22 protein-coding genes, 1 tRNA gene and 1 pseudogene are annotated in these 25,377 nt (G+C 61.5%); 10 read left to right on the top strand and 14 right to left on the bottom strand.

Annotated elements, in window-relative coordinates:
- The first annotated feature begins 15 nt into the window (after positions 1-15).
- Together SB753_RS06725 and SB753_RS06720 are read left to right on the top strand one after the other, a co-directional pair.
- Positions 16-2,367 (top strand): EAL domain-containing protein, encoded by a 2,352-nt coding sequence (locus SB753_RS06725; protein ID WP_020065298.1) that lies wholly within the window; start codon positions 16-18, stop codon positions 2,365-2,367.
- Between the two features lie 200 nt (positions 2,368-2,567).
- Complete coding sequence (locus SB753_RS06720) at positions 2,568-3,776, top strand: chromate transporter (RefSeq protein ID WP_087751297.1); 1,209 nt, start codon at positions 2,568-2,570, stop codon at positions 3,774-3,776.
- 84 nt (positions 3,777-3,860) lie between these two features.
- Here SB753_RS06720 and SB753_RS06715 read toward each other — a convergent pair whose 3' ends face one another.
- The 5 genes from SB753_RS06715 to SB753_RS06695 form a co-directional block, all read right to left on the bottom strand.
- Positions 3,861-4,319, bottom strand: a complete 459-nt coding sequence (locus SB753_RS06715) for a CopD family protein (RefSeq protein WP_020065296.1) — start codon at positions 4,317-4,319, stop codon at positions 3,861-3,863.
- A gap of 330 nt (positions 4,320-4,649) precedes the next feature.
- The gene (gene parC, locus SB753_RS06710; protein WP_088172902.1) at positions 4,650-6,974 is read right to left on the bottom strand and encodes a DNA topoisomerase IV subunit A; all 2,325 of its coding nucleotides are present in this window, start codon (positions 6,972-6,974) and stop codon (positions 4,650-4,652) included.
- 69 nt (positions 6,975-7,043) lie between these two features.
- A complete protein-coding gene (locus SB753_RS06705; RefSeq protein WP_020065293.1) occupies positions 7,044-9,029 on the bottom strand; it encodes a DNA topoisomerase IV subunit B in 1,986 nt (661 codons plus the stop codon).
- A gap of 407 nt (positions 9,030-9,436) precedes the next feature.
- A complete protein-coding gene (locus tag SB753_RS06700) occupies positions 9,437-11,386 on the bottom strand; it encodes an ATP-binding cassette domain-containing protein (protein WP_410799671.1) in 1,950 nt (649 codons plus the stop codon).
- 139 nt (positions 11,387-11,525) lie between these two features.
- The gene (locus SB753_RS06695) at positions 11,526-11,927 is read right to left on the bottom strand and encodes a DUF4399 domain-containing protein (protein ID WP_088172904.1); all 402 of its coding nucleotides are present in this window, start codon (positions 11,925-11,927) and stop codon (positions 11,526-11,528) included.
- A 218-nt stretch (positions 11,928-12,145) separates the two neighbouring features.
- On the opposite strand from SB753_RS06695, the gene SB753_RS06690 reads away from it, so the two are divergent.
- From SB753_RS06690 to SB753_RS06670, 5 genes are all read left to right on the top strand, one after another.
- Positions 12,146-12,337 carry a rubredoxin gene (locus SB753_RS06690; protein ID WP_027775604.1) on the top strand — a complete coding sequence of 64 codons (192 nt, stop codon included), beginning with the start codon at positions 12,146-12,148 and terminating at the stop codon, positions 12,335-12,337.
- Positions 12,338-12,704: 367 nt separating this feature from the next.
- Positions 12,705-12,779, top strand: a tRNA-Arg gene (locus SB753_RS06685).
- 175 nt (positions 12,780-12,954) lie between these two features.
- Positions 12,955-14,301, top strand: coding sequence for a hypothetical protein (locus SB753_RS06680; RefSeq protein ID WP_410799669.1), 1,347 nt, complete (start codon positions 12,955-12,957; stop codon positions 14,299-14,301).
- On the top strand, positions 14,282-14,602 hold the full coding sequence (locus tag SB753_RS06675; RefSeq protein ID WP_143062220.1) for a hypothetical protein: 321 nt from the start codon (positions 14,282-14,284) through the stop codon (positions 14,600-14,602). Before SB753_RS06680 ends, SB753_RS06675 begins: the two co-directional genes overlap by 20 nt.
- A gap of 112 nt (positions 14,603-14,714) precedes the next feature.
- On the top strand, positions 14,715-15,338 hold the full coding sequence (locus tag SB753_RS06670) for a hypothetical protein (protein ID WP_410799667.1): 624 nt from the start codon (positions 14,715-14,717) through the stop codon (positions 15,336-15,338).
- A 295-nt stretch (positions 15,339-15,633) separates the two neighbouring features.
- Here the strand turns inward: SB753_RS06670 and SB753_RS06665 are convergent, their stop codons facing one another.
- Positions 15,634-16,008: a hypothetical protein gene (locus SB753_RS06665; protein ID WP_410799665.1), complete on the bottom strand. Its 375-nt coding sequence runs from the start codon at positions 16,006-16,008 to the stop codon at positions 15,634-15,636.
- An 829-nt stretch (positions 16,009-16,837) separates the two neighbouring features.
- On the opposite strand from SB753_RS06665, the gene SB753_RS06660 reads away from it, so the two are divergent.
- The 3 genes from SB753_RS06660 (at position 16,838) to SB753_RS06650 (ending at position 18,644) form a co-directional block, all read left to right on the top strand.
- A complete protein-coding gene (locus SB753_RS06660) occupies positions 16,838-17,623 on the top strand; it encodes an SPOR domain-containing protein (RefSeq protein ID WP_410799664.1) in 786 nt (261 codons plus the stop codon).
- A gap of 225 nt (positions 17,624-17,848) precedes the next feature.
- On the top strand, positions 17,849-18,226 hold the full coding sequence (locus SB753_RS06655; RefSeq protein ID WP_410799662.1) for a hypothetical protein: 378 nt from the start codon (positions 17,849-17,851) through the stop codon (positions 18,224-18,226).
- Positions 18,165-18,644, top strand: coding sequence for a hypothetical protein (locus SB753_RS06650; RefSeq protein ID WP_410799660.1), 480 nt, complete (start codon positions 18,165-18,167; stop codon positions 18,642-18,644). The genes SB753_RS06655 and SB753_RS06650 overlap by 62 nt, the downstream gene beginning before the upstream one ends.
- Positions 18,645-18,700: 56 nt before the next feature.
- Here SB753_RS06650 and SB753_RS06645 read toward each other — a convergent pair whose 3' ends face one another.
- From SB753_RS06645 to SB753_RS06610, 8 genes and pseudogenes are all read right to left on the bottom strand, one after another.
- Positions 18,701-19,861: a hypothetical protein gene (locus SB753_RS06645; RefSeq protein ID WP_410799658.1), complete on the bottom strand. Its 1,161-nt coding sequence runs from the start codon at positions 19,859-19,861 to the stop codon at positions 18,701-18,703.
- Between the two features lie 491 nt (positions 19,862-20,352).
- Positions 20,353-20,652, bottom strand: a complete 300-nt coding sequence (locus SB753_RS06640; RefSeq protein WP_410799656.1) for a hypothetical protein — start codon at positions 20,650-20,652, stop codon at positions 20,353-20,355.
- The gene (locus SB753_RS06635) at positions 20,649-21,149 is read right to left on the bottom strand and encodes a hypothetical protein (protein WP_410799654.1); all 501 of its coding nucleotides are present in this window, start codon (positions 21,147-21,149) and stop codon (positions 20,649-20,651) included. The genes SB753_RS06640 and SB753_RS06635 overlap by 4 nt, the downstream gene beginning before the upstream one ends.
- Positions 21,150-21,410: 261 nt before the next feature.
- A complete protein-coding gene (locus SB753_RS06630; protein ID WP_410799652.1) occupies positions 21,411-21,671 on the bottom strand; it encodes a hypothetical protein in 261 nt (86 codons plus the stop codon).
- A 51-nt stretch (positions 21,672-21,722) separates the two neighbouring features.
- A complete protein-coding gene (locus SB753_RS06625) occupies positions 21,723-22,535 on the bottom strand; it encodes a hypothetical protein (RefSeq protein ID WP_410799650.1) in 813 nt (270 codons plus the stop codon).
- Positions 22,536-22,710: 175 nt separating this feature from the next.
- Positions 22,711-23,463, bottom strand: a complete 753-nt coding sequence (locus tag SB753_RS06620; protein ID WP_410799649.1) for a hypothetical protein — start codon at positions 23,461-23,463, stop codon at positions 22,711-22,713.
- A gap of 166 nt (positions 23,464-23,629) precedes the next feature.
- Positions 23,630-24,287, bottom strand: a pseudogene (locus SB753_RS06615) (PrkA family serine protein kinase); the annotation flags it as partial.
- A 117-nt stretch (positions 24,288-24,404) separates the two neighbouring features.
- Entirely contained in the window at positions 24,405-24,557 is a 153-nt protein-coding gene (locus SB753_RS06610) for a hypothetical protein (protein WP_410799647.1), read from the bottom strand.
- Positions 24,558-25,377: the final 820 nt, after the last annotated feature.

Genomic DNA, 25,377 nt, shown 5'->3' with positions numbered 1-25,377 from the left:
GGTACGGGCCGCCTGATGAGCAAAACCCGCTTCTCCGATCAGCGCGAAGCCAAAAGCCGCCGCGATCCCGCTGCGTCCAGACGGCGTGCGCTGTTCGCGATTCCCGCGCTCGGCGTACTGGTGCTGGTGCTTCTATGGACCGTGATCTTCGCGCGTCTTTCCGTCGAGAAAGAAGCCACTTATCGCGAGGCCATGGCGTCTGCCGCGATTCTCTCGGCAGCGCTCGAACAGCATACGATCAAGGCGATTCACCAGGTCGATCAGATCACGCGGTTCGTCAAATACGAGTTCGAGAAGACACCGGGACGTTTCGATCTTGCCAGCACGGTTGAAAAAGGCGTCGTGCAAAGCGAGACGCTCGTGCAGGTATCGCTGATCGATGAACGCGGGCAGTTGATCGCCAATACGGCCGAGTTGAATCCCAAGCGCATCGATCTGTCGGACCGCGAACACTTCAAAGTCCACGAGCACGAAAACGACGACCAGTTGTATATCAGCAAGCCGGTGCTCGGCCGCGTGTCGGGCCACTGGACCTTGCAGATGACGCGGCGCCTGAATCATCCGGACGGCACGTTTGCGGGTGTCGTCGTGGTATCCGAAGACCCGAGCTATTTCACGAGCGACTTCTACAACAACGCGGCGATCGGCCGCGAAGGCGTGATTGCGGTCATCTCCGACAACGGCAGGGTGCTCGCGCGCCGCACCGGCAGCGCCGTGAATGCGAACGGCTCGTTCTCGGCGAGCGGCTCGTATCCGACGTCGGAACACGTCTCGGGCACCTATGTCGATTCGATCGACAACGTCACGCGCATCGTGTCGTACCGGCATATCGACGGTTATCCGCTCGGCGTGCTGGTCGGTCTGTCGCAAGCCGAGGAGTTCGCCGACTACAACCATACGCGCAACGTCTATCTGCTGATGGCGGGGTTCATCTCGCTCGCCATGCTGAGCTTCTTCGCCGTGGCAACCGGCCTGATCGGCAAGCTGCTCGGCCGCGAGCGCGAAATGACGCATCTGGTCGAATACGACCTGCTCACCGGCTTGCGCAATCGCTATGCAACCTTGCGGACGCTGCGCCACGAAGTCGCGCAACCGGCCAACCTGGGCCGCCTCGCGATTCTGTTTATCGACCTCGACAACTTCAAGACGGTCAACGACACGCTCGGTCACAACGCCGGCGACATCGTGCTGCAAATGACGGCCTCGCGGCTCTCCACCGCGGTCGCGGACGACGGCACGCTAAGCCGCATCGGCGGCGACGAGTTCGTCGTCGTCATCAAGGGCGAGGACGTCGAGAAGCGCGCGGTCGCGCTCGCCGAAGCGGCAGCGGAAGCCTTCGCGAAACCGTTCGAAGTGCGCGGCAGTTCGTTCGTGCTGCATGCGAGCATCGGCATCGCGCTTTATTCGGTCGCCAACGAGAGCGAGATCGACCTGCTGAAAAAGGCCGACCTCGCGATGTACAGCGCGAAGGATGCGGGCAAGAACTGCTACCAGTTCTATTCGCCGCAACTGTCGCATCGCGCCGACCATCTGATGAAGTGGGAGCAGCAGTTGCGCGTCGCGCTTGCCGAAGGGCAACTGTTTCTCGCCTACCAGCCGAAGATCGACCTCACGCGCCGCTGCATCACCGGCTTCGAGGCGCTGGTGCGCTGGAACCACCCGCAGCACGGTCTGATTCCGGCCAACGAATTCATTCCGGTCGCGGAGTCCACCGGCCTCATCGTGCCGATCGGCGACTTCGTGATCGAGACCGCGTGCCGGCAACTGGCCGTGTGGCAGCAGCAAGGCTACGACACGCTGTCACTCGCCGTGAACATTTCGGCCGTGCAATTCTGGCGCGGCGATCTGTACGAAACGGTGTCGCACGCGATCGAGGAAAGCGGCATTTCGGCACGCCGCCTGGAACTCGAAATCACGGAAACGGCGATGATGGAATATCCGGAACTCGTCTCCGAAAAGATCTTTGCGCTCAAGCGCCTTGGCGTGCGGATCGCACTCGACGACTTCGGCACTGGCTATTCGTCGCTGTCGTATCTGAACCGTTTTTCCGTGGATACGCTGAAGGTGGACCGGTCGTTCGTTCAGGCCATTCCGGGCGACCGCAGCGTTTGCGTGATGGTCACCGCGATCGTCAATCTAGCGCGCTCGCTCGGGCTGACAGTGGTTGTCGAAGGAACGGAAACGGAAGAGCAGATTGCGTGGCTCGCCGCGCTCGGTCATATCGAGGCACAGGGTTTTCTGTTTTCGCGTCCGGTTCCTGTCGACGCAATTCCGGCGCTGCTCGAACGTTTCGGCGTGTGCGGCATGACGGGCCGGCATCCCGTTCAGGAAACGAATACGAGCGCCAGCACCAGCACGAACGGCTAGGCAGTCGCGCCGACGGCGTCGGTTGCAAGGCTTTGACTTTCGATGCTGCAATCGAGAAGCCCGCCCATACCGCAGTCACACAAAACGGGCTACATTCTCGCTGTATTGCAATCTCGCGCGGTGCCGCCAGACCGGTCGGCCGCGCGCAACACCCACACGATCCACAGGACGGACGCCCGCTCAGCGGGCGCCGTGGCGCCATGCAGACCATAACAAGCCACGATGCGGCAAGACGAGGGGAACGGGAACCGCTATGGACGCTGTTTCGGGTCGTGTTCGGCCTGTCGGCATTGTCATGGGGCGGCCTCGCGCTGATGGCCCAGCTCGAGAATCACTATGTCGAACGTGAAGGGCGGCTCTCGCGGGTCGCGTTCTCCGATCTGATCGCGCTTGCGTGGATGGTGCCGGGGCCGGTGGGCTGCAATGTCGCCGTGCAACTCGGACACGCGCTGCGCGGACGCGCCGGCGCATGGGTCGCGGGCATTGCCAGCGTGCTGCCCTTTTTCATGCTGATGACGCTCTTCGCGATCTTCTATCGCACGCCGATCGTGCGCGCCGCCGCGTCGCAGACTCTGCTGAATCACTTCAGCGTCGTACTCGCCACGTTGATCGGCATCACCTGGTACAAGCAGACACGTGCGCTCGTGCGCGGCAAGCTCGAATGGACCGCGGCGGTCGTCGGCTGTATCGCGCTTTTCTATGCGCACAGCCCTGCCGCTTATGTGCTGATGCTAAGCGCGGCGTTCGGTGCGGGCTGGGTGGTCAGCCCCGTGCGCGACACGCGCTTTGCCGTGTCGTTCGCGCGCGTCGACTGGCAGATCCTCACGATGCTGTGCGTGTTCGTGCTGCTGTTCGCGTTACCGCTGCCGCATCGCTACGATCTCGCGCTGCTATGGCCGCGGCTCGCGGGCGCGGGCATGACGCTGTTCGGCGGCGGCTTCTCCGCATTGCCGGTGCTCAAGACACTGTTCGTCACGCCGACGATCGGCATATCGGACAACGATTTCACGCTGGCGTTTTCACTGTCGCCGCTATCGCCGGGACCGCTTCTGAATGTCGTGCCGTTCTTCGGCTATCTCGTCGACGGGTGGGCTGGCGCGTTGATCGCCACGCTCGCGTTGTTCGTGCCGTCCGGATGCCTCGTGGTGCTGGCGCAGCAGCACCTGCATCAATTGAAGATGAACCAGCAATTCGAGCACGGCATGCGGATTCTGCGCGCGGTCACCACGGCCTTCCTTGCGGTGGCCGTGCTGCGTATCGCCGGACGCGTGCCGTTGCAACCGGTCTATCTGATTACCGCGCTATTCTCGGCGATGTGTTTCGCGAAGCTGAAGGTGCCCGTGTACGTGGTGTACGGCACCGTCGCGGTCGTATGTGGACTGTGGCTCGCATACGGCGCATTGCTTTAGCCGCGCGCCCGGAGATTCTCCGTCGCTGCGCAGCGACAGATCAGCGACCGTGCATCGACCGTTCAGCGAGCCGGCAAGCGTCTGTTAAAACCCGCGCGACAGCACGGCGAATCCGACAGTCACCACGCCAAGCACGATATTGATCAGCACCAGACGCCGGATCGTGCCGACTGCCTGTGCGCCGTCAGGCCACTTCTGCGCCTGCACCGCGCGGCGAATGCGCGGAAACACCGCAAAGCGGATGTGTCCGAAGATCAGCATCATGACGATGCCAAGGCCGGCCATTGCATGCAACGGCCACGTGGCGTGGCCACCGCCGAATTGCATTAGCAGGAAGCCGCCCGTCAGCAGAATAACCAGCACCGAAGCTGCAACCCAATTGAAGAAGCGGCCAAACACCGACTCCCACAACGGCAAACGCAATTGCGGCGAAAGATCGGCAATTGCCGGGCGCAAGCAGAAATGCGCGAAGACCATCCCGCCGATCCATATCGCGACTGCGAGCAGGTGTAGAAACAGCGCGAGTTCGATAGCCTTGTTCATGTTGTATTCCTCTCCGACGACGCCACACCGCTTATGACGAATGATATGAGCAGCGGCTATTGAGCGCGTTCGACCGCACGCCATGCGTGCAGTTCCAGCAGGCCCAAGGCTTTCTCGTCGTTTTTCTTGTTGTTATTGCAGCGCGCCTGTATCTCGACGGAATACCGCACTTCGACACCGTAACGCCGCCCCCGAATTTTCTGCAACGTGCCCCGCAGTTACGGCGTGGTAACTGCGTGGTTGCCGCGAGCCACTGCGGCACACTTCACCACGCACGGCCAGCGCCTCGCATGCTAGCAGACGCCGGCCGTATTGGAACGTCAATCTTCGTCAAGCGGCCAGCACGGGGCGCATACCTTCGAGCTTCAGCTTGGTTTCAGGCGCGCGCCCTTTGCGCGCCCGCTTGCCGACATGCGACGCCAAAGCGGCGCCGCTCAGCTTTTCTTCGTCCAGACGTCCGCCGCGACGCGCGCCGATCAGCATGACCCCCGCCGCGTTGATCGCGAGCGCCTGAACCAGCGTTTCCTTGTCGTCGAGCGCCATTAGCGTGACGCCGCGACCGCCGCCGGAGAGCGTCTTCATTTCGTCGAGACCGAATACCAGCAGGCGCCCGCTCGACGACAGACACGCGACCTGCGTCGCGTCCGGCAGCATCGGCATGGGCGCGAGCGGCACAGCGCCGGCGTCGATCGTCATGAACGACTTGCCCGCCTTCAGGCGGCTCACCATGTCGCCGACCTTCGCGATGAAGCCAAAGCCGTTGCTCGACGCGAGCAACAATGCCTGGTCAGCCGAAGCCGCGTAGTAATGCATCAGGTGGCTGCCCGATTCGAGTTCGATCAGCGACGTCACCGGCACGCCGTCGCCACGGCCGCCCGGCAGCGACGCCACCGCGACCGAATAGACGCGACCATTGCTGCCCCACGCGACGAGCGTATCGGGCGTGCGGCACTGAAACGCGGCGTAGAGACCGTCGCCGGCCTTGAACGTGAAGCCAGCCGTGTCCAGCCCGTGCCCCTTCAATGCCCGCACCCAGCCCTTTTGCGAGACCACGACCGTGACAGGTTCATCGACCACGCGCGCTTCGTACGTCGCGCGCTTTTCCTGCTGGATCAGCGTGCGGCGCTCGTCGCCGTACTGCTTCGCGTCGCCTTCGATTTCCTTGATGAGCAGGCGCTTCATCGCCGATTCGCTGCCAAGCAGTTCTTCGAGCTTCGCTTTCTCGTCGCGCAGTTCGGCAAGCTCTTTCTCGATCTTGATCTTCTCGAGACGAGCCAACTGACGCAGCCGGATTTCGAGGATGTCCTCGGCCTGGCGATCGGACAGACCGAACGCGGCCATCAACGCGACCTTCGGTTCGTCGGACTCGCGAATGATGCGGATGACTTCGTCGATATTCAAAAAGACGATCATCCGGCCTTCGAGGATGTGGATCCGGTCGTCCACCTTCGTCAAACGGTGACGCGTGCGGCGCGTGACCGTCGCGAAGCGGAACGCGATCCACTCGTGCAGGATTTCGCTCAAACCCTTCTGACGCGGCCGGCCGTCGCCGCCGACCATCACGAGATTCAGCGACGCATTCGATTCGAGACTCGTATGCGCGAGCAGCGTGGTGACGAACTCCGTCTGATCGATGCGGCTCGACTTCGGCTCGAACACGAGGCGCACGGGCGCGTCCTTACCGGACTCGTCGCGCACCGCGTCGAGCAAGGCCAGCATGGTCTGCTTGCCTTGCAACTGTTCAGGCGTTAGCGCCTTCTTGCCAAGCTTGATCTTCGGATTGGTCTGTTCCTCGATTTCTTCGAGCACCTTTTGCGCGGCCGTGTTCGGCGGCAATTCGGTGATGACCAGTTGCCACTGGCCGCGCGCGAGGTCTTCGATCTTCCAGCGTGCTCGAACCTTCAGGCTGCCGCGGCCGGTTTCGTAGGCCGCCGAAATTTCCGCTTCGCTCGAAATGATCTGGCCGCCGCCTGGGAAATCCGGACCCGGAATGTGCTGCATCAATTCGGCATGCGCAATCTTCGGGTTGCGGATCATCGCGACCGCGGCGCTCGCGACTTCTCGCAGGTTGTGCGACGGAATTTCGGTGGCGAGGCCCACGGCAATGCCCGAGGCGCCGTTGAGCAGGACGAACGGCAGACGCGCGGGCAAGAGCCTCGGCTCGTCGAACTCGCCGTCGTAGTTCTTCATGAAGTCGACCGTGCCCTGATCGATTTCATCGAGCAGCAGCTTGGCGATCGGCGTCAGACGCGCTTCGGTGTAGCGCATGGCCGCCGCGCCGTCACCGTCGCGAGAACCGAAGTTGCCCTGGCCGTCGATCAGCGGGTAGCGCATCGAAAAGTCTTGCGCGAGACGCACCAGCGCGTCATAGGCCGACTGGTCGCCGTGCGGATGATATTTACCGAGCACGTCGCCAACCACGCGCGCCGACTTGACCGGCTTCGCGTTGTCGGACAGGCCCATGTCGTTCATTGCGAACAGGATGCGGCGTTGCACCGGCTTCTGGCCGTCGCACACATCCGGCAGCGCGCGGCCCTTGACCACGCTGACCGCGTAGTCGAGGTACGCACGTTCAGCGTAATTGCCGAGCGTCAAAAAATCGCCTTCCGGCGGCGGTGGCTCGGTGAACAGGTCGAGAGTGTTATCGTCGTCCATCTAGATTCCGTATCGTGTTTGGCGTGAAGTTTCGTGCTTCCGTGCGACATGCGAGCGCTGTAAAACCGCTCAGATATCCGCTTCCACTTCATTGCCCTTTTCTTCCAGCCAGCTGCGCCGCGATGCCGCTTCGCCCTTGCCCATCAACATGGTCATGCGCGCGACCGTGGCATCGTAGTCGAGCTCGCCGAGCGCGACCGGCGTGAGTCGACGTGTGTCCGGGTTCATCGTCGTATCCCACAGTTGCTCGGCGCTCATTTCGCCGAGGCCTTTGAAGCGGCTGATCGACCATTGCGTGTCGCGCACGCCGTCTTTGCGCAGCTTGTCGAGAATCGCTTCGAGTTCGCCTTCGTCGAGTGCATAGAGCTTTTGCGCCGGTTTCTTGCCGCGCGCGGGCGCGTCGACGCGAAAGAGCGGCGGGCGCGCGACGCACACATGCCCGCGTTCGATCAACTGCGGGAAATGCTTGAAGAACAGCGTGAGCAGCAACACCTGAATGTGCGAGCCGTCCACGTCCGCGTCCGACAGAATGCAGATCTTTCCGTAGCGCAGGTTCGACAGGTCGACCTTGTCGTCCGGACTATGCGGATCGACGCCGATCGCCACCGAAATGTCGTGCACTTCGTTATTCGCAAAGAGGCGGTCGCGCTCGGTTTCCCACGTGTTCAGCACCTTGCCGCGCAGCGGCAGGATCGCCTGATATTCCTTGTCGCGGCCCATTTTCGCGGAGCCGCCGGCCGAATCGCCCTCGACGAGGAACAACTCATTGCGGCCGATTTCCGTCGACTCGCAGTCGGTCAGCTTGCCTGGCAGCACGGCCACGCCGGAGCTCTTGCGCTTCTCGACCTTCTGCCCCGCTCGCGTGCGCGCCTGCGCCTGCTTGATGACGAGGTCCGCAAGCTTCTTGCCGTGCTCCACATGCTGGTTCAGCCACAATTCGAGCGCCGGGCGCGCAAACGACGACACGAGCTTCACCGCGTCGCGGCTATTCAGACGCTCCTTGATCTGCCCTTGGAATTGCGGATCGAGCACCTTTGCCGACAGCACGAACGACACGCGCGCAAACACGTCTTCAGCGAGAAGCTTTACGCCCTTCGGCTGCAGGTTGTGCAATTCGACAAAACTCTTCACTGCCTGGTACAAGCCGTCGCGCAAGCCAGATTCGTGCGTGCCGCCTGCGGGCGTCGGGATCAGGTTGACGTACGACTCGCGCGTGAGCGACCCTTCCTCGCTCCATGCGACGACCCACGCGGCACCCTCGCCTTCGGCAAAGGTTTCTTCGCTCGATCGCGAGTTTTCGGCGTAACGCTCGCCTTCGAAAAGCGGAATGAGCAGGTCACTGCCGTTCATGCCTTCGAGCAGATAGCCGCGCAAACCGTCTTCGTATTTCCAGCTTTGCTGTTCGCCGGTTTTCTCGTTGATAAGCGTGACTTCGACGCCCGGCAACAACACTGCCTTCGAACGCAGCAGCCGTTGCAATTCGCCGAGCGGCAGATTGGGCGAGTCGAAGTACTTCGGGTCCGCCCAAGCGGTAACGCGCGTGCCGGACTTCTTTTCGCCCTTCGCTGCGGCGCGCACTTCGAGCGGCTTCGCCACGTCGCCATGCGCAAAGCTCAGCGCGGCGACCTTGCCGTCGCGCCACACGGTGACGTCGAGGCGCGTGGACAGCGCGTTGGTGACCGACACGCCGACGCCGTGCAAGCCGCCCGAGAACGTGTAGGCGCCGCCGGCGGCTTTATCGAACTTGCCGCCCGCGTGCAGCCGCGTGAACACGATTTCCACGACCGGCACGCCTTCTTCCGGATGCAGGCCGAACGGAATACCGCGGCCGTCGTCTTCGACCGACACCGAATGGTCCGCGTGCAGCGTGACCGTGATTTGCCGGCCGTGGCCGCCGAGGGCTTCGTCCGACGCGTTGTCTATAACTTCCTGAATGATGTGCAGCGGATTCTCGGTGCGGGTGTACATGCCGGGCCGTTGCTTGACCGGCTCGAGACCCTTCAACACCTTGATCGACGCTTCGCTATACGCGGCGTTTGGCTTTTTCGTGGACATGGTTGACTCGGGTGCGTCGGTTCATCGTTGTCCACAGGTCCTGTGGACAGGTCCGTGGACAATGCGTTGAGTTTTCAAAAAAAGCGAAACGAAACAACGTGGTTAGGTGGGGTGCCCGCAGCGCGGGCAAACTGTTTTGCCGCATGGCTTCCGCGCGCATTCCACGCGACGGCCACGCGCTTTTGTGCGCGGGCTCTTATCGACACGCAGGATAACGGCCCGACGCACGGCACTATTGCCGCGCATCGTTGCCGCCGGTGCGAACGCCGGGGAAGCCTGTTCGCGGGGTATTTTACTGATTTCAAACCTGGCGGCAATTCACGGCTCAAGCGATCGGCCTTCCGGACAAGGCGTCGCCCATGCAAAAGCAAATGCGCCGACGACGCAACACGTCAGCGCTCGCCGCTTTATTTGCGGCGCTTTTCCAGTTCGTCCCAGCGCTCGAGCGCGAGCAGCAGTTCTTCGTCGATCGCGGCGTAGCGTTCGGAAAGGCGCTTGCCCTCCTGCGCGTCTTTCGCGAATATCGAGCCGTCTTCAAGCTGAGCACCGATGGCTTTCTGCTCCGCTTCGAGAGCGGCAATTTTCTCCGGCAACGCTTCCAGTTCGCGCTGTTCCTTGAACGACAATTTGGCCGCGCGTTGGGGGTTGCGGCCGGCGGAATTGTCCTTCGAAGCCGCGCTATCTTTCGCGCTGTCTTTGGCCGCGTCCCTGCTCGCCTCTTTCTGCGCTTCCTGCGCCATTTGCTGCGAGCGCTGGCTCTGGATCTGCCAGTCTGTGAAGCCGCCCACGTATTCGCGCCACTTGCCCCCGCCTTCCGACGCGATCACCGACGTCGCGACGTTATCGAGAAACGCGCGGTCGTGGCTGACGAGCAGCACCGTGCCGTCGTAGTCGGTGAGCAGCTCTTCCAGCAGTTCGAGCGTGGGAATGTCGAGGTCGTTGGTGGGTTCGTCGAGCACCAGCACGTTGGCCGGCCGCGCAAAAAGACGTGCGAGCAGCAGACGGTTACGCTCGCCGCCCGACAACGACTTGACCGGCGAACGGGCGCGCTCCGGTGCGAACAGGAAGTCGCCCAGGTAGCTCATGACGTGCTTTTTCTGGCCGTTGACTTCCACCCACTCGCTGCCGGGGCTGATCGTATCGGCGAGACTTTTGTCCAGGTCCAGCTGCGCGCGCATCTGGTCGAAATAAGCCACTTGCAGATTGGTGCCGACGCGCACCGTGCCTTCGTCAGGCTGCAATTCGCCGAGGATGATCTTCAGCAGCGTGGTCTTGCCCGCGCCGTTCGGACCGACAAAGCCGATCTTGTCGCCGCGCATGACGGTCGCCGTGAAACTGTCGATCACGGTGCGCGAGCCGTAGCGCTTCGTGACGTCCGTCAGCTCGGCGACGATCTTGCCCGACTTCTCGCCCTGGCCCACGTCGAGCTTGACGTTGCCTTGCACGTTGCGGCGTTCTGCGCGCTGGTTGCGCATTTCGACGAGCCGGGCAATCCGGCCGACGCTGCGCGTGCGGCGCGCCTCGACACCCTTGCGAATCCACACCTCTTCCTGCGCGAGGAGCTTGTCGGCCTTCTCGTTTTCAACGCGTTCAATTTCCAGTTGCTGCGCCTTGCGCGTCTGGTAAGCCGAGAAATTGCCGGGATACGAAAGCAGACGCCCGCGATCCAGTTCGACGATGCGCGTGGCGACGCGGTCGAGAAACGCCCGGTCGTGCGTGATGAAGAGCAGCGCCGCCCGCTGCGACACGAGCAGATCTTCGAGCCAGCGGATGCCGTCGAAATCCAGGTGGTTGGTCGGCTCGTCGAGCAGCAGTACGTCAGGCTGCACGACGAGCGCACGGGCGAGCGCCACGCGCTTTTGCATGCCGCCCGACAGCGAACCGACGCGCGGCTCGCCGTTCAGGCCGATCTGCTGCAGCGTGGTGGCAACGCGCGTGCTCCAGTTCCAGGCGTCCGCCGCGTCCAGCGACGATTGCAGCGTGTTCATGCGTGCCATCAGCGCGTCGTGCTGTGCGCCTTCCGGTTCGTCCGCGAGCTGGTTGGCGACCGCGTCGTATTCGTCGAGCAGCGCGCGGGCGTGCGTGAGACCAGCGGCGACTGCGTCGAACACCGTGTCGTCCGTATCGAACTCCGGCTCCTGAGGCACGTACACCGTGGTCAGATTCTGCTGGCGCGTGACGAGTCCGTCGTCGGGCTTGGCGAGTTCGGCGACGATTTTCAGCAGCGACGACTTGCCCGCGCCATTGCGGCCGATCAGCCCGACGCGCTCGCCCGATTCGAGAGAGAAGTCCGCGTGATCGAGCAACGCGACGTGACCGAATGCCAGTTGGGCTCCGGTAATGGTGTAAAGCGACATGGAGAATTGGAGAAGACAGCGATGAGTCGGAACTGCTCATTGTACCGGGCGCGCGGGCTGGTGCCTGTAAGCCTGAAGACATAGGACGAATCACCGGGCCGCGCATGCCCGCCCTTGCGCCCTCGCAAGGGCGCACCCATCACTTCACATGCACCGTAATCGTCTTGCTGAGGTCGGGGCCATAAGAACGATGCGCGCCGTCGCCAAATTGCAGCGTCAGCGTGTGATCGCCCGGCGGCAGTGTCAGATCCGTTTCGGTCTGCCCTTTGCCGAAGTGCAGCGATTTGTCGTTGGCGGGAATCACCTCGCCTTTGGGGAGCGGCTTGCCGTCCACCAGCAGATGATGATGGCCGGTGCCGTCCGTCATCGTGCCGGCGGGCGCAATCTTCATGCCCTCGACGCGGAACACCACGTGGACCGGATTGCTGACGCTCGCGCCGTCCGTCGGCTGCACGAACGACACGCTTGCAGCCTGCGCTGCACCCGACGCCGCCAGCAATGCGGCCAGTGCCGCGCCGCTCAACCATCTGCTTCTGAACATGGCTTCTCTCCTGGTTGGAAACATAAACCGCGTGGAAACGCCGAGCCGCTGCGAGTCCGAGGATACACGCTCTACGTGACACGCCCTCGCGCAAGCCCTGCGCGGAACGTCGGTAACTCGGGGCATCGGACGAATTCCTGTAGTATTGCGGGTCGCCGCCATGCCCAAAAAAGGGGCAGACTGGGCGGATCATTGCATTGAAGAGAGATGAGTGCGTCGTGAGCGAAGTAACGGAAGTGACAGAATATAAAAGCTGGGTGTGTCTGATTTGCGGCTGGATCTACAACGAGGAAGAAGGTCTGCCCGAAGAAGGCATCGCCGCGGGCACCCGCTTCGCCGCGATTCCGGAGGACTGGCGCTGCCCGCTGTGCGACGTCGGCAAAGCGGAATTCGCGGTGGTCGAATTTTGAGGCTGAGCGGCTTGGCTGTGGTGTGCCAGCCTTGACCGGCCGGACGTTGAGATAAGGCGTCGGTAGTTCGCGCGGCCCAGCAGGTCTTTGCCTGCTGGGCCGCTTGTTTTTTGGGGCGGGCTCGGGGAGCGAGCCGGGTCTGATACTCTTCTTCGCCGGTGCGGCCGTCAGGCGAAAACGTCGGCGATAGTGACGCGTCGGCGGGCTCCGATCGTGTATTGGCGGGCTTTGAAGGCGGCATTCGTTTCCAACGTTTTTGCTATACTCTTGCCCTCGCTTGCATAGCTCGACATGTGAGCCGCTGCCGCCGAATGTGGGCGCAGCGAGCAAAAATCAGGGGCCCGGTCCGCCCCGCAAAGTTATCCATCTCCCTGTAGTTCAATGGATAGAACAAGTGCCTCCTAAGCGCTAGATGCAGGTTCGATTCCTGCCAGGGGGACCAACCCGAAGGCGTGAATGACCACGCGGCGGGGCTCGCTGGTTAATTTGGCGTAATTTTGGCGTAACACGAGTTTGTTCGCGAATGGCGTTCTGAAGGTGGCTCCCCTACAGATTGCCCAAATTGTACGGCCACGCAGGTGGCGTGTTTCGCGTCCCAAAAAAATTAAAAATCCCTTATGCCAATTCCCCTAGCCGTCGACCAGCTTCTTTCCGATAAGCGCTTTCGCAAAGCCAGCCGGCGGCGCTGGCGTGAGATGAAGGGACGCGCACGGCTCGCCGAGCAGCGCCGTGTGAACAAGCTACGATTTGGAGACTATTCTCGAATTGTCCGCATGCTGGCCGATTGTTGTACGGCCGATGTGAAGCTTCCGCGTGCGGGCGCCAAGGTTGTCGTCCCGCCGACCTTTTCAATTATCGACGACCCCGTCACAGCGCTGCAGGTAATCCTTTCGTTCGCAAAGCTGGCTCGCGAGAATCGACTGCGGACGGTAGAGATTGACCACAGCAGAATGCAGGTCTGCGACTTGGCAGCGAACGCAGTTCTCGACCTGGTCGCCAGCGAACTGTCGACCGAAGCACGCCAAAGGCATTCAAAGATACGTTTCTTTGGCCGCTACCCTATCCCCACGCACCTGAAGCGCTTTGTTCAATGCATAGGAATTGTGAAGCAACTCTCAATCGCGCACGAAGTGCCCTCTCCGGAGGAAAAAAACGGTGTGCGCGTTTTTGACAAGCGAAAGCGCCATTATCATGATCCCGTCGACCCGACCCAAGCTGACTTCAAATCGCGCGTCGCCGTAGATTTTGTGGACCATATCAACGACTGCCTCAACGATCATGGACGAGCGCTGACGCCGGCAGCAGTCCATAAGCTTTGCGTATACATCGGCGAAATCCTTGGGAACGCGGAAGATCACGCGGGATTTGAGGACTGGACAATTCAAGGCTATCTTGATAACGCCGTTAACACACCCATGTGTGAGATAGCGATCTTCAACTTTGGAGCGTCTATCGCGGAAACGCTGACGGGGCTGCCCGCGGACAGCTATACGTGGCGACAAATCAGTTCGTATGTGTTGATGCATCGAGGTGCCAGGTTGTTCCGCGCTGGTTGGCGGGAACGGGATCTGCTTACGTTGATCGCCCTGCAAGGGAACGTCAGTTCGAAGAACCGCTCTGAAAAGGACACGCGCGGACAAGGCACCGTTGATCTGATCGAGTTTTTTCAGAAGGTCTACGAGGAATGTGCGACAGGCAGCGGAGAGGCGGCGAAAATGGCGATACTGTCCGGAAGCACACACATTCTGTTTGATGGCAAGTATCGGCTGAGCGGATTGCCTGGGCGTGGTAAAGTTATTGCGTTCAACGCAGAAAACACGTTGTACAAGCAGCCGGATAGTTCATATGTTAAGTCCTTGGGCACGTTAAAGTTTCCAGGAACCATCATTAGCATCCGTTTTCCCCTAAGTACGACCAGTACGGTTGCTTTGGGAGTGAACAGAAATGAGCCAAACCGTGATTGATTTTGGAAAGTTAGAGGGCCCCGTGTTTACAGGCCGGCCAAGAGGCGAGCAGCTTCGGACGAAGCTCGGCGTCGACGCGCTTGACGAATCTGATCAGGTAGTCGAGGTAAAAATTCCCGACACCACTTATTCGGTAAGTAGTTCATTCGTCTTGGGTTTGTTCGGGAAAAGTGTTGTTCATGCGGGAAGCAAGCAGGCGTTTTACGAAAAATTCCACTTCCAAACGTCCCAGCTATTTCGAGACGTCGTTGATACCTGTGTAACGCGTGCACTCCAAAACAAGACGTTGTTCGATCATTGATCTTGCGGTCCTGGTAGCGCTCGTCTGTGGGTTATCCAACGCGTCGGTAGCGCGTCCGGCAAGCCAAACGAGCGCAGTTTCCCCACCTCCCGCATCTCCCCTTACTGCTTCAATGGTTGCGCAAGTTGCGCAGTCTTCAAGCGGCATCTACGCCGAGCTCCAGAGCATCGCCGCTGACGTTCGCGAGAGCCATCTAGAGTCAAAGAAGGCCCCGAGCTGGACACTCGCGACCACGTTCTCATTACTGGCATTGCTGGTCTCGCTCGGCTCCGCCGCCTATACGGCGGTGTACACCCGACGAAAGGACTCGAAAGCGCGTCAGCAGTCGATCAACGACGAGTACTGGCTCCGCAAAATCGTAAGCCCGCTCGTCATTGAACCCTTGGTCAAATGGCTCTTGGAGACCGTCGGGGAGCTTCCCGCGGATTGCTCCGAAGCGACATTTTCGAGAGATGCCGCGTCGGCTTATCGAGATACGTTCCAAGCGCAAATGCTCGTGCACCGACGCAATCTGATCGTTCTCAAGCAACTCGAGCTCCCCCTGTTTGAAAAAGCTGGCGAGCATCTGGACGACATCGAGGATGGGGTGCTCGACTATTGCGGCGAGAATGCCATGGAGACAAAGCACGCCGACGGGTCTGCAGCCCAACCACGAGGCCCGCTAGTCGCAAAAATCCAAGAAAACATGAATGGCATTCTAGGCGCCGTCCAGCGTTTTCAGAATCGACTCTCATGAGTTTCTAACGCATTGCGCCGCGCCTGTGGGTGGTCGCCGCACGTTTTCGACAGCGCGTCGACTGCGTAGCGGGCGTCGCGCGTCGCCGCGATTCGCTCAAGCGCAGCGACGAGAACCGGATAAGCGTTCCAGCGGCGCGCCAGCTCAGAAGCGTCCTGCGCGTCGCTCGCGATATCGGCGCTGGACTCGCAGCATATGACCTGGTGCGGGCCGACTTGTGCGAACGCTCGACCGGTCGTCGGCGACCAGTCCGCCCGCGCGACAGCGAACAATAATCCCCGGGTTTTGGCTCTCATCAGCAGCCTTGCCGCCCGAACATGCCAAAACCGAGAGGCGTATGGATCTCGCCATACAGGGCACCGTTTGCCGCGCGCGTATCGGCGACGAACTTTTCGAGGGCACCACGCCACAGGATCCCCTCCCCGATCACGCATCCGCGAATGACAGACGAGTAATCCGGGCCGAAGACGTCGCGATGCCGCAGCACCGTCGAAATCTGCGCCTCGAGATCCTCGTCATCGGTCTCGAGATCGGTCCAAGCTGAGCGCGCCTGATCGGCGGTAATTGCGAGGCCCGCGCGCTTACGGATGATGAGCGCCTTTGCGGCCGCGATCGTCTCTGAGGAGTTATGGACAATGCCTTCGGTAATGTAGATCGCTGGACCTCTCATGCTGCACCCCGCACAGTTGCCAGGCACACGGCGGATCCAAGGGCCAACAACTGCGCACCGCGCTCGTCGCGTTCCGCGCGATCTGCAAATGCGACGGGAGAACGCGTACCGTCATCAGCGATAAAGCGGAGAACGTAGGGACGAAATACGGGTGTCGATGAGGACTGCGAAGTGCGGGAGATTGGAAATAGCGCGAGTTCGGCTGAAGACATGATGACATCCTTGCGGTTCGTTCAATTCGCCCCTGTTCAGGGGGCGGCCAGGTACTTGAACACCGCCGCAAGACGGCCCACAGCTTTCCCCTTGCGGGTCTTGTATAGCTGCGCGCTACCCGGCCATAGACGAGAGATCTATGGACGCTATGGACGTAAAAAAACCACGGATATCGGACGTGGATGGCCGCTTGCGGATTGGTGTGTTCAGCACCGTGTTGGAACTGTAGCGCGCCGGTAAACCCGCCGTCAAGCGCCTTTTGCGAACTAGCCGAATAGCGCTTTCTACGCGACAACCCGCGTCCTCGCCAAGGACTCAATCAACCCGCCCATGTCTTGCGCTTCTGAACTTTCTATACCGCGTGCGGCGTAATCCCGTGTAGGATCCGCCGACGCAGATCGGGCCAGCTCCGGACATTCCATATCGACGGTCATTTTGATGACAATCGAACCTGCGTACTCAACTCCGGCAGAAATTGACCGATAAAAAGCTAACGAAGGCCTCGCTCAAGCCGGAGTGATACCTCCTAGCGCAACCAGCCAACTGAAGCGGGCACGTGGAACACAGAGATAGCCATGACGATAAAGAACCGGACCGAGCCTGGAATTGAACTGCAATGAAAAAGACGTCTCGCAATCTGTCTGCTGTCGCGCTGGCTGCCTTGGCGCTGTCTGCCTGCGGCAACCGTGACGCCGCGCAGGCCGCCGCCGTCGCCGTCGCCGCCAAATCTATCGGGGGAGCCGCCGACGATGCCTCCGCACAACCGGGGGGATCGGCGCCGCAGCGCTTTGCAGTGCAGCTCGGCTCCTTCACTGACGATGCCGCCGCGCGAAGCTGGATCGATAGACTAAAGGCACTAGGTGTGCCCGCATACGCTGAGACGAACGTCCAGCCGGACGGCTCGACTCGCACGCTCTTGCGCGCTGGCCCGTTCGGTAGTCGAGTTGATGCGTTGGCGGCTATCGCAAAGGCTCGGGAGGCGATGTTTCCGTCGAGCGACGACGCAGGACCAAGCGCCAGCGATGTGCCTGCGCCGGCCGCCGCCGCATCGGCGTCCGCTCAAACGACGCACGCGCTCGTATCTGACGCGGCATCGGCGCCGGAGGTCAGCCGGCCCAACGAGGAAATCGAAGCGCAGGCGAGGCACGCGCAGGTTAGGCAGTGGTGGCGAGCGCGCGAGCCTATCAGAAATGGCGAGTGCGATGCGCTCGACAATACGCCCGCAGAGGACCGGCATGCGAACCGTGACGTCAGGGATACGCCGCTCATCGGCGCGTACGTTCAGCATGGCGAGTACACGCTGGTGTATCGCTACCCTAGCGGGGCGTACGTTGTCTACGCGTCGTCCGAGCGTTCGTGCGACGACATGATGCGGGGCTTGATCAAGCAGGCCGACCAATAATCGCGCGCCCGCACCTAGTGAACTGAACCCTGAAAGCCTGTTTAGTGGTTGCGGAACGGCCGCTTTCGGCCGATTCCTTTATCTCTTTTGGGTCGACGCGCTTTACGTTATGCAGTCGTCAACCGTCTATCAAGCCGGCGTGACGGCCGCAGGTGTCGTCGAGTTTTCGGCCTGTCTCTTCGTCGCCTCGATCGCCGCTGAGTATCTGTTCTGCAGGACGTCCGCGTGAGCACAGTCTATCCAAAACAAAGCATCGTCCACAGCCCGGAGCACACCGTGATCGCCGCCCAGACGATTATCGTGCGCAGGCGTCGTCGCAAGCAGATCACAGCGCTCGAGGCGCGTCGCGCGTGGACGGCGATCGAATGTGAGGACGATGATGGCCTCGAGGCGCAGATCGGGACGATTCTTAGCTATCCGCGCGTGTTCGGCCGCCAGTACTGGACCGTCGTGCGTGGCGCGGCGATCGGCCCGGCGCTTTGGCGCGACGCCCTGGAGACGTTTGTTCGTGAGACACGGGCGAAGAATGGCGCGCTCCGCAATGAGCCGCTACCTATCTACGCCGAAAATAGCCTCGCCATGTTCCTGCGCGACGCCTCGTGATACAAGCGCAAAAATCGGCGCGAGCAATGACGAAGCCGAGCCCCTTTCGAAAGAAGTCGAACGAGAATCGCGTCCGAATGGTCGGGTGTCAGCGCTCCGGCGCGAGCAGCAGACAAGCCGCACCACATGGGTGCAACCGGAGATTGAAATGTATTTCGTTGTAACGTCGGTGGATCCCGATGGCGAGACCCACTACAACGTAGTCAAGGATCTGTGCAAGCACGACGTTCTGTTGTCCGTCCACGCGCATGTTGTGAATGGATGGGGCCATGAGGTGCTCAAGGTCCGGCGCATTAGCGCAAGACAAGCCATTGGCTCAGATCACTCTGTGCTAAAGAAACTTGGTGATACTGGTGATGAACTGTTCGCGATTGACCTCCTGAAGGAAGCCAGGAAATACAAGCCCTCGGGCGGCTAGAGTCCCCGGCGTCGACTTCAAGGCTCAAGCTGTTGTAGCAGTGAGAGCGGAGAATCTTAACCGGAGGCAAGCCCACCGGACATCACAGCCGGCGAGTAGGACGGCGCGACCGGCATCGGCACGACCGCCGGCGCGGCAGGTGGCAGGGCACCGATACCGCGCAGCAACCCGCCAGTGACGTTGCTTACGCGCACCTGGCGCCGCGCCTGTTGGCGAAGCTTCTTCGCAGCACGCCGAGACATCGTTGGCATCGACAGCGGCGCATCGTGCTCGAGTTGCTCGAGAGCATCCCGCAGCGCCTGCAGTGCGTCGACGTGTTCCTGCGCGTCCTGCACGCTGTCGGCGACGGCGGCAGAATCCGCAAACGGCACGACCTCATCGACGTCGTCCGGTATGGAAAAGTCGAGATCGGGATTGTTGCGCAGCGCGCGCGGCGCCGGATCCGCCAGCCAGCCAAAGCTAGGCGTGTGCTCGCTGTCCCTTAACGCGTCGACGATTAGCTCCGTCGTATCGACGGCCCGAGCGACGGTGTGCGTCCAAACCTTTCCGCCGGCCATGTAGACCATCTCGAGTTTGAATAGCGGAGGGAGACGAACCGGCTTGGTCTGTTTCGCATTCCGGCCTTTGACCCACTCGTATTCGCGGTTCTTACATGAGATGCAGAGCCTTTTCCCAATCAGCCGGCCATTCTGCCGATGACACCTCGAGCACGTCAGACTGCCCTTCAGGGTGCCGACGTTCAGATCCGGTGCCGCGCCGGCATGGGCTTGGCCTCGCGCGCAGCGTTTACAGGCTTGATATTTGCCCTCCGTCTGCGCTTGCGCCAGAGTCCATCGGTCAGCACATGATTCGACGAGCATCGACGCGCGCAACGGTTCGCACTTGAAGAAGCGTCGCCCGGGCATCTCCGGCATCTCGAAGTATTCCAGCACGGGCACAGACACGACGATCTCCTTGGCGGGCAATACTGGATTCTGCGAGCACGACTCGACTGGCACAACCGAATCAACTGCAGCGGCAGCCGCACCCGTCGCATCGGCACGACGACGCGCGCGATACTCCGCCTGCTTGGCGAGCACGTGCTCGAGGTTTCGATCGCGCCAGAGGCGCGAGCTCGCACGATTACGTTCAGGATGCCGCGCGCGGTACGCGGCCGCGCAGGCGTCGTTATCGAGCGGCGCGGGGCGTTCGACGTCGCACTCGTCGCCGCCGGCCACGATCAACCCGTAGACCGGCGCCAGTGACGTGCCCGTCCGCAGGTATTCAACGATGCGCACGCCACCCGAAGCGTGTGCGCGTGCGATCGCGTGACTCGCTGCACTCCGGTCGACTCCGAGCTTCTCAGAGATCGCAGTCGCCGTAAGAGCATTGCCGTCCCCGAGCAGGCTCAGTGCGCGGACGCGAATGCTCGCCATGAAAACCACCTTGCGCCGAGCGCTATACGTTGAACGCAACAGCCGGCAGCAGGCGCCGCCGGAACAACACTATTCAACCGCGACGAGCTCGCGAATATCGGCGGGCAGCTCACACCGCATACGGCACGCGGCAGCGCGGACAACTTCATCACGCCCGCATCGACCGACGACGTACGCCGCGCAGACCGCGCCGAACTCCTGCGAGCTCGCGGGCGCGTGGCCAGCCGGATCCTGCTCGAGCTGGTCCGGCAACGGCGCCCACAGCGTGCGCAGAAAGTCAGCGCGATCGCACATCACTTGAGCGGATCCAGATGCGTACCTACGATCACGCGGCGCAGATCGTCCGGAACGGGGCGCCGACACAGCGACGCGTCAGCCGCGCGCGCCAGGTCGGACATGTCGATCTCGCCGGCGTGTGCAGCCTTGATCAACGTCTCGAGCTGTGCGTGCGTGATACTAGCTGTCCAGCCGACGGCGTCGAGCGGATCCGGCGCGGCCTTGACGAACATCACGGGCAGCGCAGGCACGCGTGCAGGAGCAGCGGCCGGCACGGCCGTCTTGTTGTGAAAGATGATGCGCCGGCGGGTCATCATGCGTTGCTCAGCTTGCGGAGGATGTACGTCGGCAGAGCGCGCTTATCGTTGAGCGCTTTCTCGACGTCCGCGACTTCCTCTTGAGACATTTCGCCCGAGCGGGCCAACGCGTGGCAGGCCTGAAGTTGCTGTTGAGTCACCGGACCATTCATATCGGCACTCTGCGCGAATCGCTTCATCTCGCCAATCGCGCGCGCGACGCGTAGCGCAGTGTGCTCACGAGGCTCTGCGGCTGGCGCCGGCTTATCTGTCATCGCTGTCTTGCCTTTCACCATCACACGGTCGCCGACCTTCACGCCTTTCTCGCGGATGGTCGCCGGCTTGCCCGTGAAGGGCTTGACCTTGTCCGCGTCGAGTCCTGCTTTTGCCATGACGTCGCGAACCGTCATCGGTTTCGTGAGCGTCGACTGCCCGGTCTTCTTGCCGGCGTAGCCCTTGGCGACTGACTCGTGATACAGATCGTCCAACAGGGCTTCAAACTGATTGCTACGCGTCATCTCTAATTACCTTTGGTTGTGCCACGCGCCGCGCGTTTTGCGGAGCTTCGGGCCTGGTTATGAGCCGCGCGTCGCGCAGGTGACTGCCCAGCGCCTCGAGCGCCGCGCTCATCGGGAGTGCCGGATTCAGGGCGTTGCGGCCGTGTTGACGCCGTGCCTTTCGGATCTCTCTGCTACTCATCTGGAAGCCTAGAAAAAGCCCGGACCATCGCATGACAGCCCGGGAAACCGCGCCTGTCAGAGCGCGGACGGAGTCAATCTTTACGTGGCCGACGCCTCGATCTTCACTGCTTTACGGTCGATCATGACGTCGCTGTTAGCCAAAAGGATGATGCAGGCCGCCAGACAGCCCGCGTCGCCCTCGAGAGCCTTGCGCACGGCCAGCTCACACAGGGGCGCAGCGGCCTGATTCAGCATCTTGGCGACGCCGCGCTTGATGGTCCGGCCGGATCTGGGCCGACCACGCGTCGGGATCGTTTCGCCGGGCGCAAGTGCGTACGCGTTGTCTTTCTGGAATGCCATTTAATGCACCTTTCTGTGTTGCCGGCGACCGCAGCCGCCGGGTGTTGTCGCTTATGCCGACGGCAGGGAACCAGTGCGCATCATGTAGCTGATCTTTTCGCCGGGTTTGATCACGCTGAAGATGGAGCCGCCGTTGATCAGGCGATTCGATCTCGCAAAGTTGTCGAGACCGCGCACGCGGGCAATGAACAGATCCTCAACCCGGGCGATGTCTTCGCGCGCCAGGCCAATAATTGCGTTGCTTTTCTGTTTCGCGAAATCGGCCTGTGCGTTCGCCAGGAACGCGCGTTCGGTCACAGCGTTGCCGGCGACAGGCGCGGAGTCCGCCAAGCCCTGAAGTGCCGCACGGTCGAGCGAGCACGCGTAGAGCTGTGCGGCCGTCTTATCCGACGTGTCGCCGCCTTGACGGAGCGCGAGCAGCTCGTCGTGCTTCGCGGAGACCTTCGCAAGCTGCTCGTGAACCTGATCGAATTTGGCGTTCGCTTCATGGAACTTCGACACGACGGTGTCGACCGCGAGCTGGGCGAACGTCACGCCTCGAGCAGCCGCCGCAAAGCGTTGGTCGTCGTTAGCGAGGCGCAGATCGGTGCCGATCGCCTGCAGCGCATCGTTCACTTCGGCATTCGCCGCCAGCACGAGAGCCGCCGCGTCGTCTTCCGCTGTACGGAGAGCAGCAGCGTGCGCATCGGCCTGTGCGGTTTCATGGCGCGCCTGAGCGGCAGACAGATCGTCCCGCAATTCCTGCAGTTTCTTCCGCAGGGGCGCCGTTGCCTGCCCGGCGACGAGCGCCTGATTAATGGATACGTTAACCCCGCTGATCTTTTCGTTCAACGCGTCGAGAACTGCCTGTGTTGCCTGAGACATGGTTTCTACTCCGCTATCTGATTTGGTTTTTCGGAGCCCACTGTCGGGCCAGCCGATGACATATCTTCGTGTCACGACCTGATTAGTTGAGCTAATTTATGCAAACAATGCCGTGTTTTTTCTCATTCAATGCCTAAGAAGCCGCGCCAGATCACCAGCGCGGCCGCTATCCCGTTCAGCAGGCCAGCAGCTTCGCCCAGGCACCTGCGCCGAGGTGCCGATCAATCACGTCGCCGAGCCTCTTAGCCGCAGCGTGGGCCGCCGTCGTCGCCGTCTCTGCGTGCGCAATGTGCTGCTTAGCCACGCGCGCGAGAACCTGCGCCTGTCGTCGTTCCAGCATCGCCGTTGCGATGCACAGCTCGCGAAGGGCGTCGCCGGAATCGACGCCGTTGGCCGGCTCGCGGGCGTCGACATGCTCCGCCATCCGTTGCCGGGACGCATCGCTGCGATCGCCGTCGGTGAACGCGCTCACGGCTGCCCGATGCATTGCCTCGGTCCCGCCGATAACGCCGTCCCGGTGCGAGAGAGCGGCCGCCGTCTCGACAACGGCCGCTTGTGCCTGCTCGTACCGCCGGCGCGCCACAGCGACATCGCGCGCGGCAGACGCAAGCCCCTCCTCCTCCGGCCCGACCAGGTACTGGATGCCGACGCCGAGCAGAGCACGATTGAGTGCGTCGATCGACGGGCCAAGGGTCGCCTCGATCGCCGTCTGAAGATCATCCTTGGCGCGTGCAGCGTCGTCGACGCGGCCGGCGGCTTCCATCGCCTCCGCCACCTGCAGGTCGTTTACCAGGCGCGAGATCATTGCATTTGCCACCTTCACCGCGTCACCGTCACAAACAGCAGTCGCCGCCCTCAACGCTTCGCATGCCGCGTCGATACCGGCATTCAGTTCGGCGACGATCGCGCCGTGTTCGAAATTGGCCATTCTCACTAACTCCGTCGTCTAGGTTTCTGTAGCGCCGGCGATCGCCCGCGCTTGCCGAATTGTTTGTGTCACGACCAGATGGACGGCCCGGCTTTCCTCAAACAAAGGCCTGGTTCTATTCGATCAATGCCGTGAAATGCGAGGGCGCATAACTTTGAGGTACACGCTCGTGACACTCAACGAGCGACAGTCGCAGCCCCTTGATCGGCGCCTTGAACATTTCGACGAATTCGAGCAGGCCCTGATTGGCGAGACATAGGCCACCGGAGTAGCTGCATGCATCCGCGTCATCCTGCGCATACTGTTCGAGCTTGCGGATGTCGACCTTGCCGACCAGTGACGGGACGTCCTGATTGTTCTCGTCGCCCGGCTCGGTCTTGGCAATGCCGATCTGGCGAAGAATCGACGGGTAGCGGCGCACCACGCGGAACTTGCGGATGTCGCCGTTGTATTTGTGCGGGCGCTTCACCGCCCACGGACTGAGGATGCTTTTCAGGTAGCGGCGTGGAATGCCGTATTGTTCTTCGAGAATCGGGCCGTCCTCCTCATAGTCGAACAGACCGAGCGGCGACGCGTTCAAGGGCTCGCCCGTGAACGCGTAGAACGGCACGCGTTCCCGTGATCTGCTTGAGACGTTCGGTAATCGACGATTTACCGTCCCCGACCGGACACAACAGATACAGAATCTCCTTCTTTTCTTCGAGCCCCTGGGCCGAATGCCGGAAGTAGGCGACCACCTGCTCGATCACCTCTTCCATTCCGTAGAACTCACGGAGTGCGGGTTATAACTTGATAACCTTGTTCGCGAAGATGCGCGACAGGCGCAGATGATGCATTTTTGGTCTAGATAACCCTTCGCCGCCGATTGTGCTAATCTGGAATCGACAAGCCGGGCTCCCCTGAAAAACCAAGGGTCCCGCCTCGTCTCGCGCTACGGTCCGTTACCCCCCGTGCACGAGATGCACCAGCCACGGGTGCGTGGCCGTCGCATGGAAAAACCACGCGTCGGGCAACAGCACCAGTCCGACGAGGACGGTGCCGATCGCGAGATGCCTAATGCCTCGCCAGAGAAGGCGACGTTTCTGTTCAATCATGTTCCTTTCCTACAGGGGACGTGACGAAGGTTCCACCCGTGCCCGGCCAAGAGTCGGGTGGGCCTTCACCTATTCAGCAATGGCGCGATCAACCTCTTCGCGCCATTGCCATCCGCGATGTAACGCCAGCACTGCTAAATGCTTTGCGGTACGTCAAAGAAACGGCATCGCTCCAATTCATCCTAAACCCTTTTAAATTTTTTTTCACGAACTACGCCGCGAAAATCGCGCCGCATTCGCCTCCCAGCATTCATCACTTGCAAACACAGATTTGGTCACTACAGCCTTTCGGCCAGAGCGCCCGGCTGGCCGGGCCTGCGCGCGTCGACATACGACCCGGTCGGGACCGTCGATTCCGTTTCGATCTCCGCGCTAAAGAGTGATCCAGTTGGTGCAGCAGACGCTCGCGTGGCAGCCCGAACCCATGTGCCAACCCAAGTTACCGCCTTCTCCGACTGGAGCGGCAACGACGCCCTTGATGATCGAGCCGATGCCGGGGATCTGCGTCGAACTCTGGTTGATGTCGCCTATCGTACGGACGGTCGCAGGGCGCCAATAGGCGTGTTGCGCGAGCCGCGCGGCGCTTCGATGCCGCGCTCGGCCGTCGCGCGAATAAAGTCATGTTGTTCACCACGTCCGAAACCGTCGTGAACGACCGTCTACACAGCTTCCTCGACGAGCGCGCACGAACAACAGATTAAGGATCTGCTGCGCGACGCTGCCGGCGCCTTTATTGGTAAGGGTGTTGATTTGCGCCGGAAACTGACCCACTTTTTGCATCTAGAATTGACCCACCCTTGATGCTCATAAACATCACTCT

The organism is Paraburkholderia sp. SIMBA_053, assembly GCF_046534895.1.
In the GTDB taxonomy this organism is placed as follows: domain Bacteria; phylum Pseudomonadota; class Gammaproteobacteria; order Burkholderiales; family Burkholderiaceae; genus Paraburkholderia; species Paraburkholderia caledonica.
This window is presented reverse-complemented; position numbering and strand designations above follow the sequence as displayed.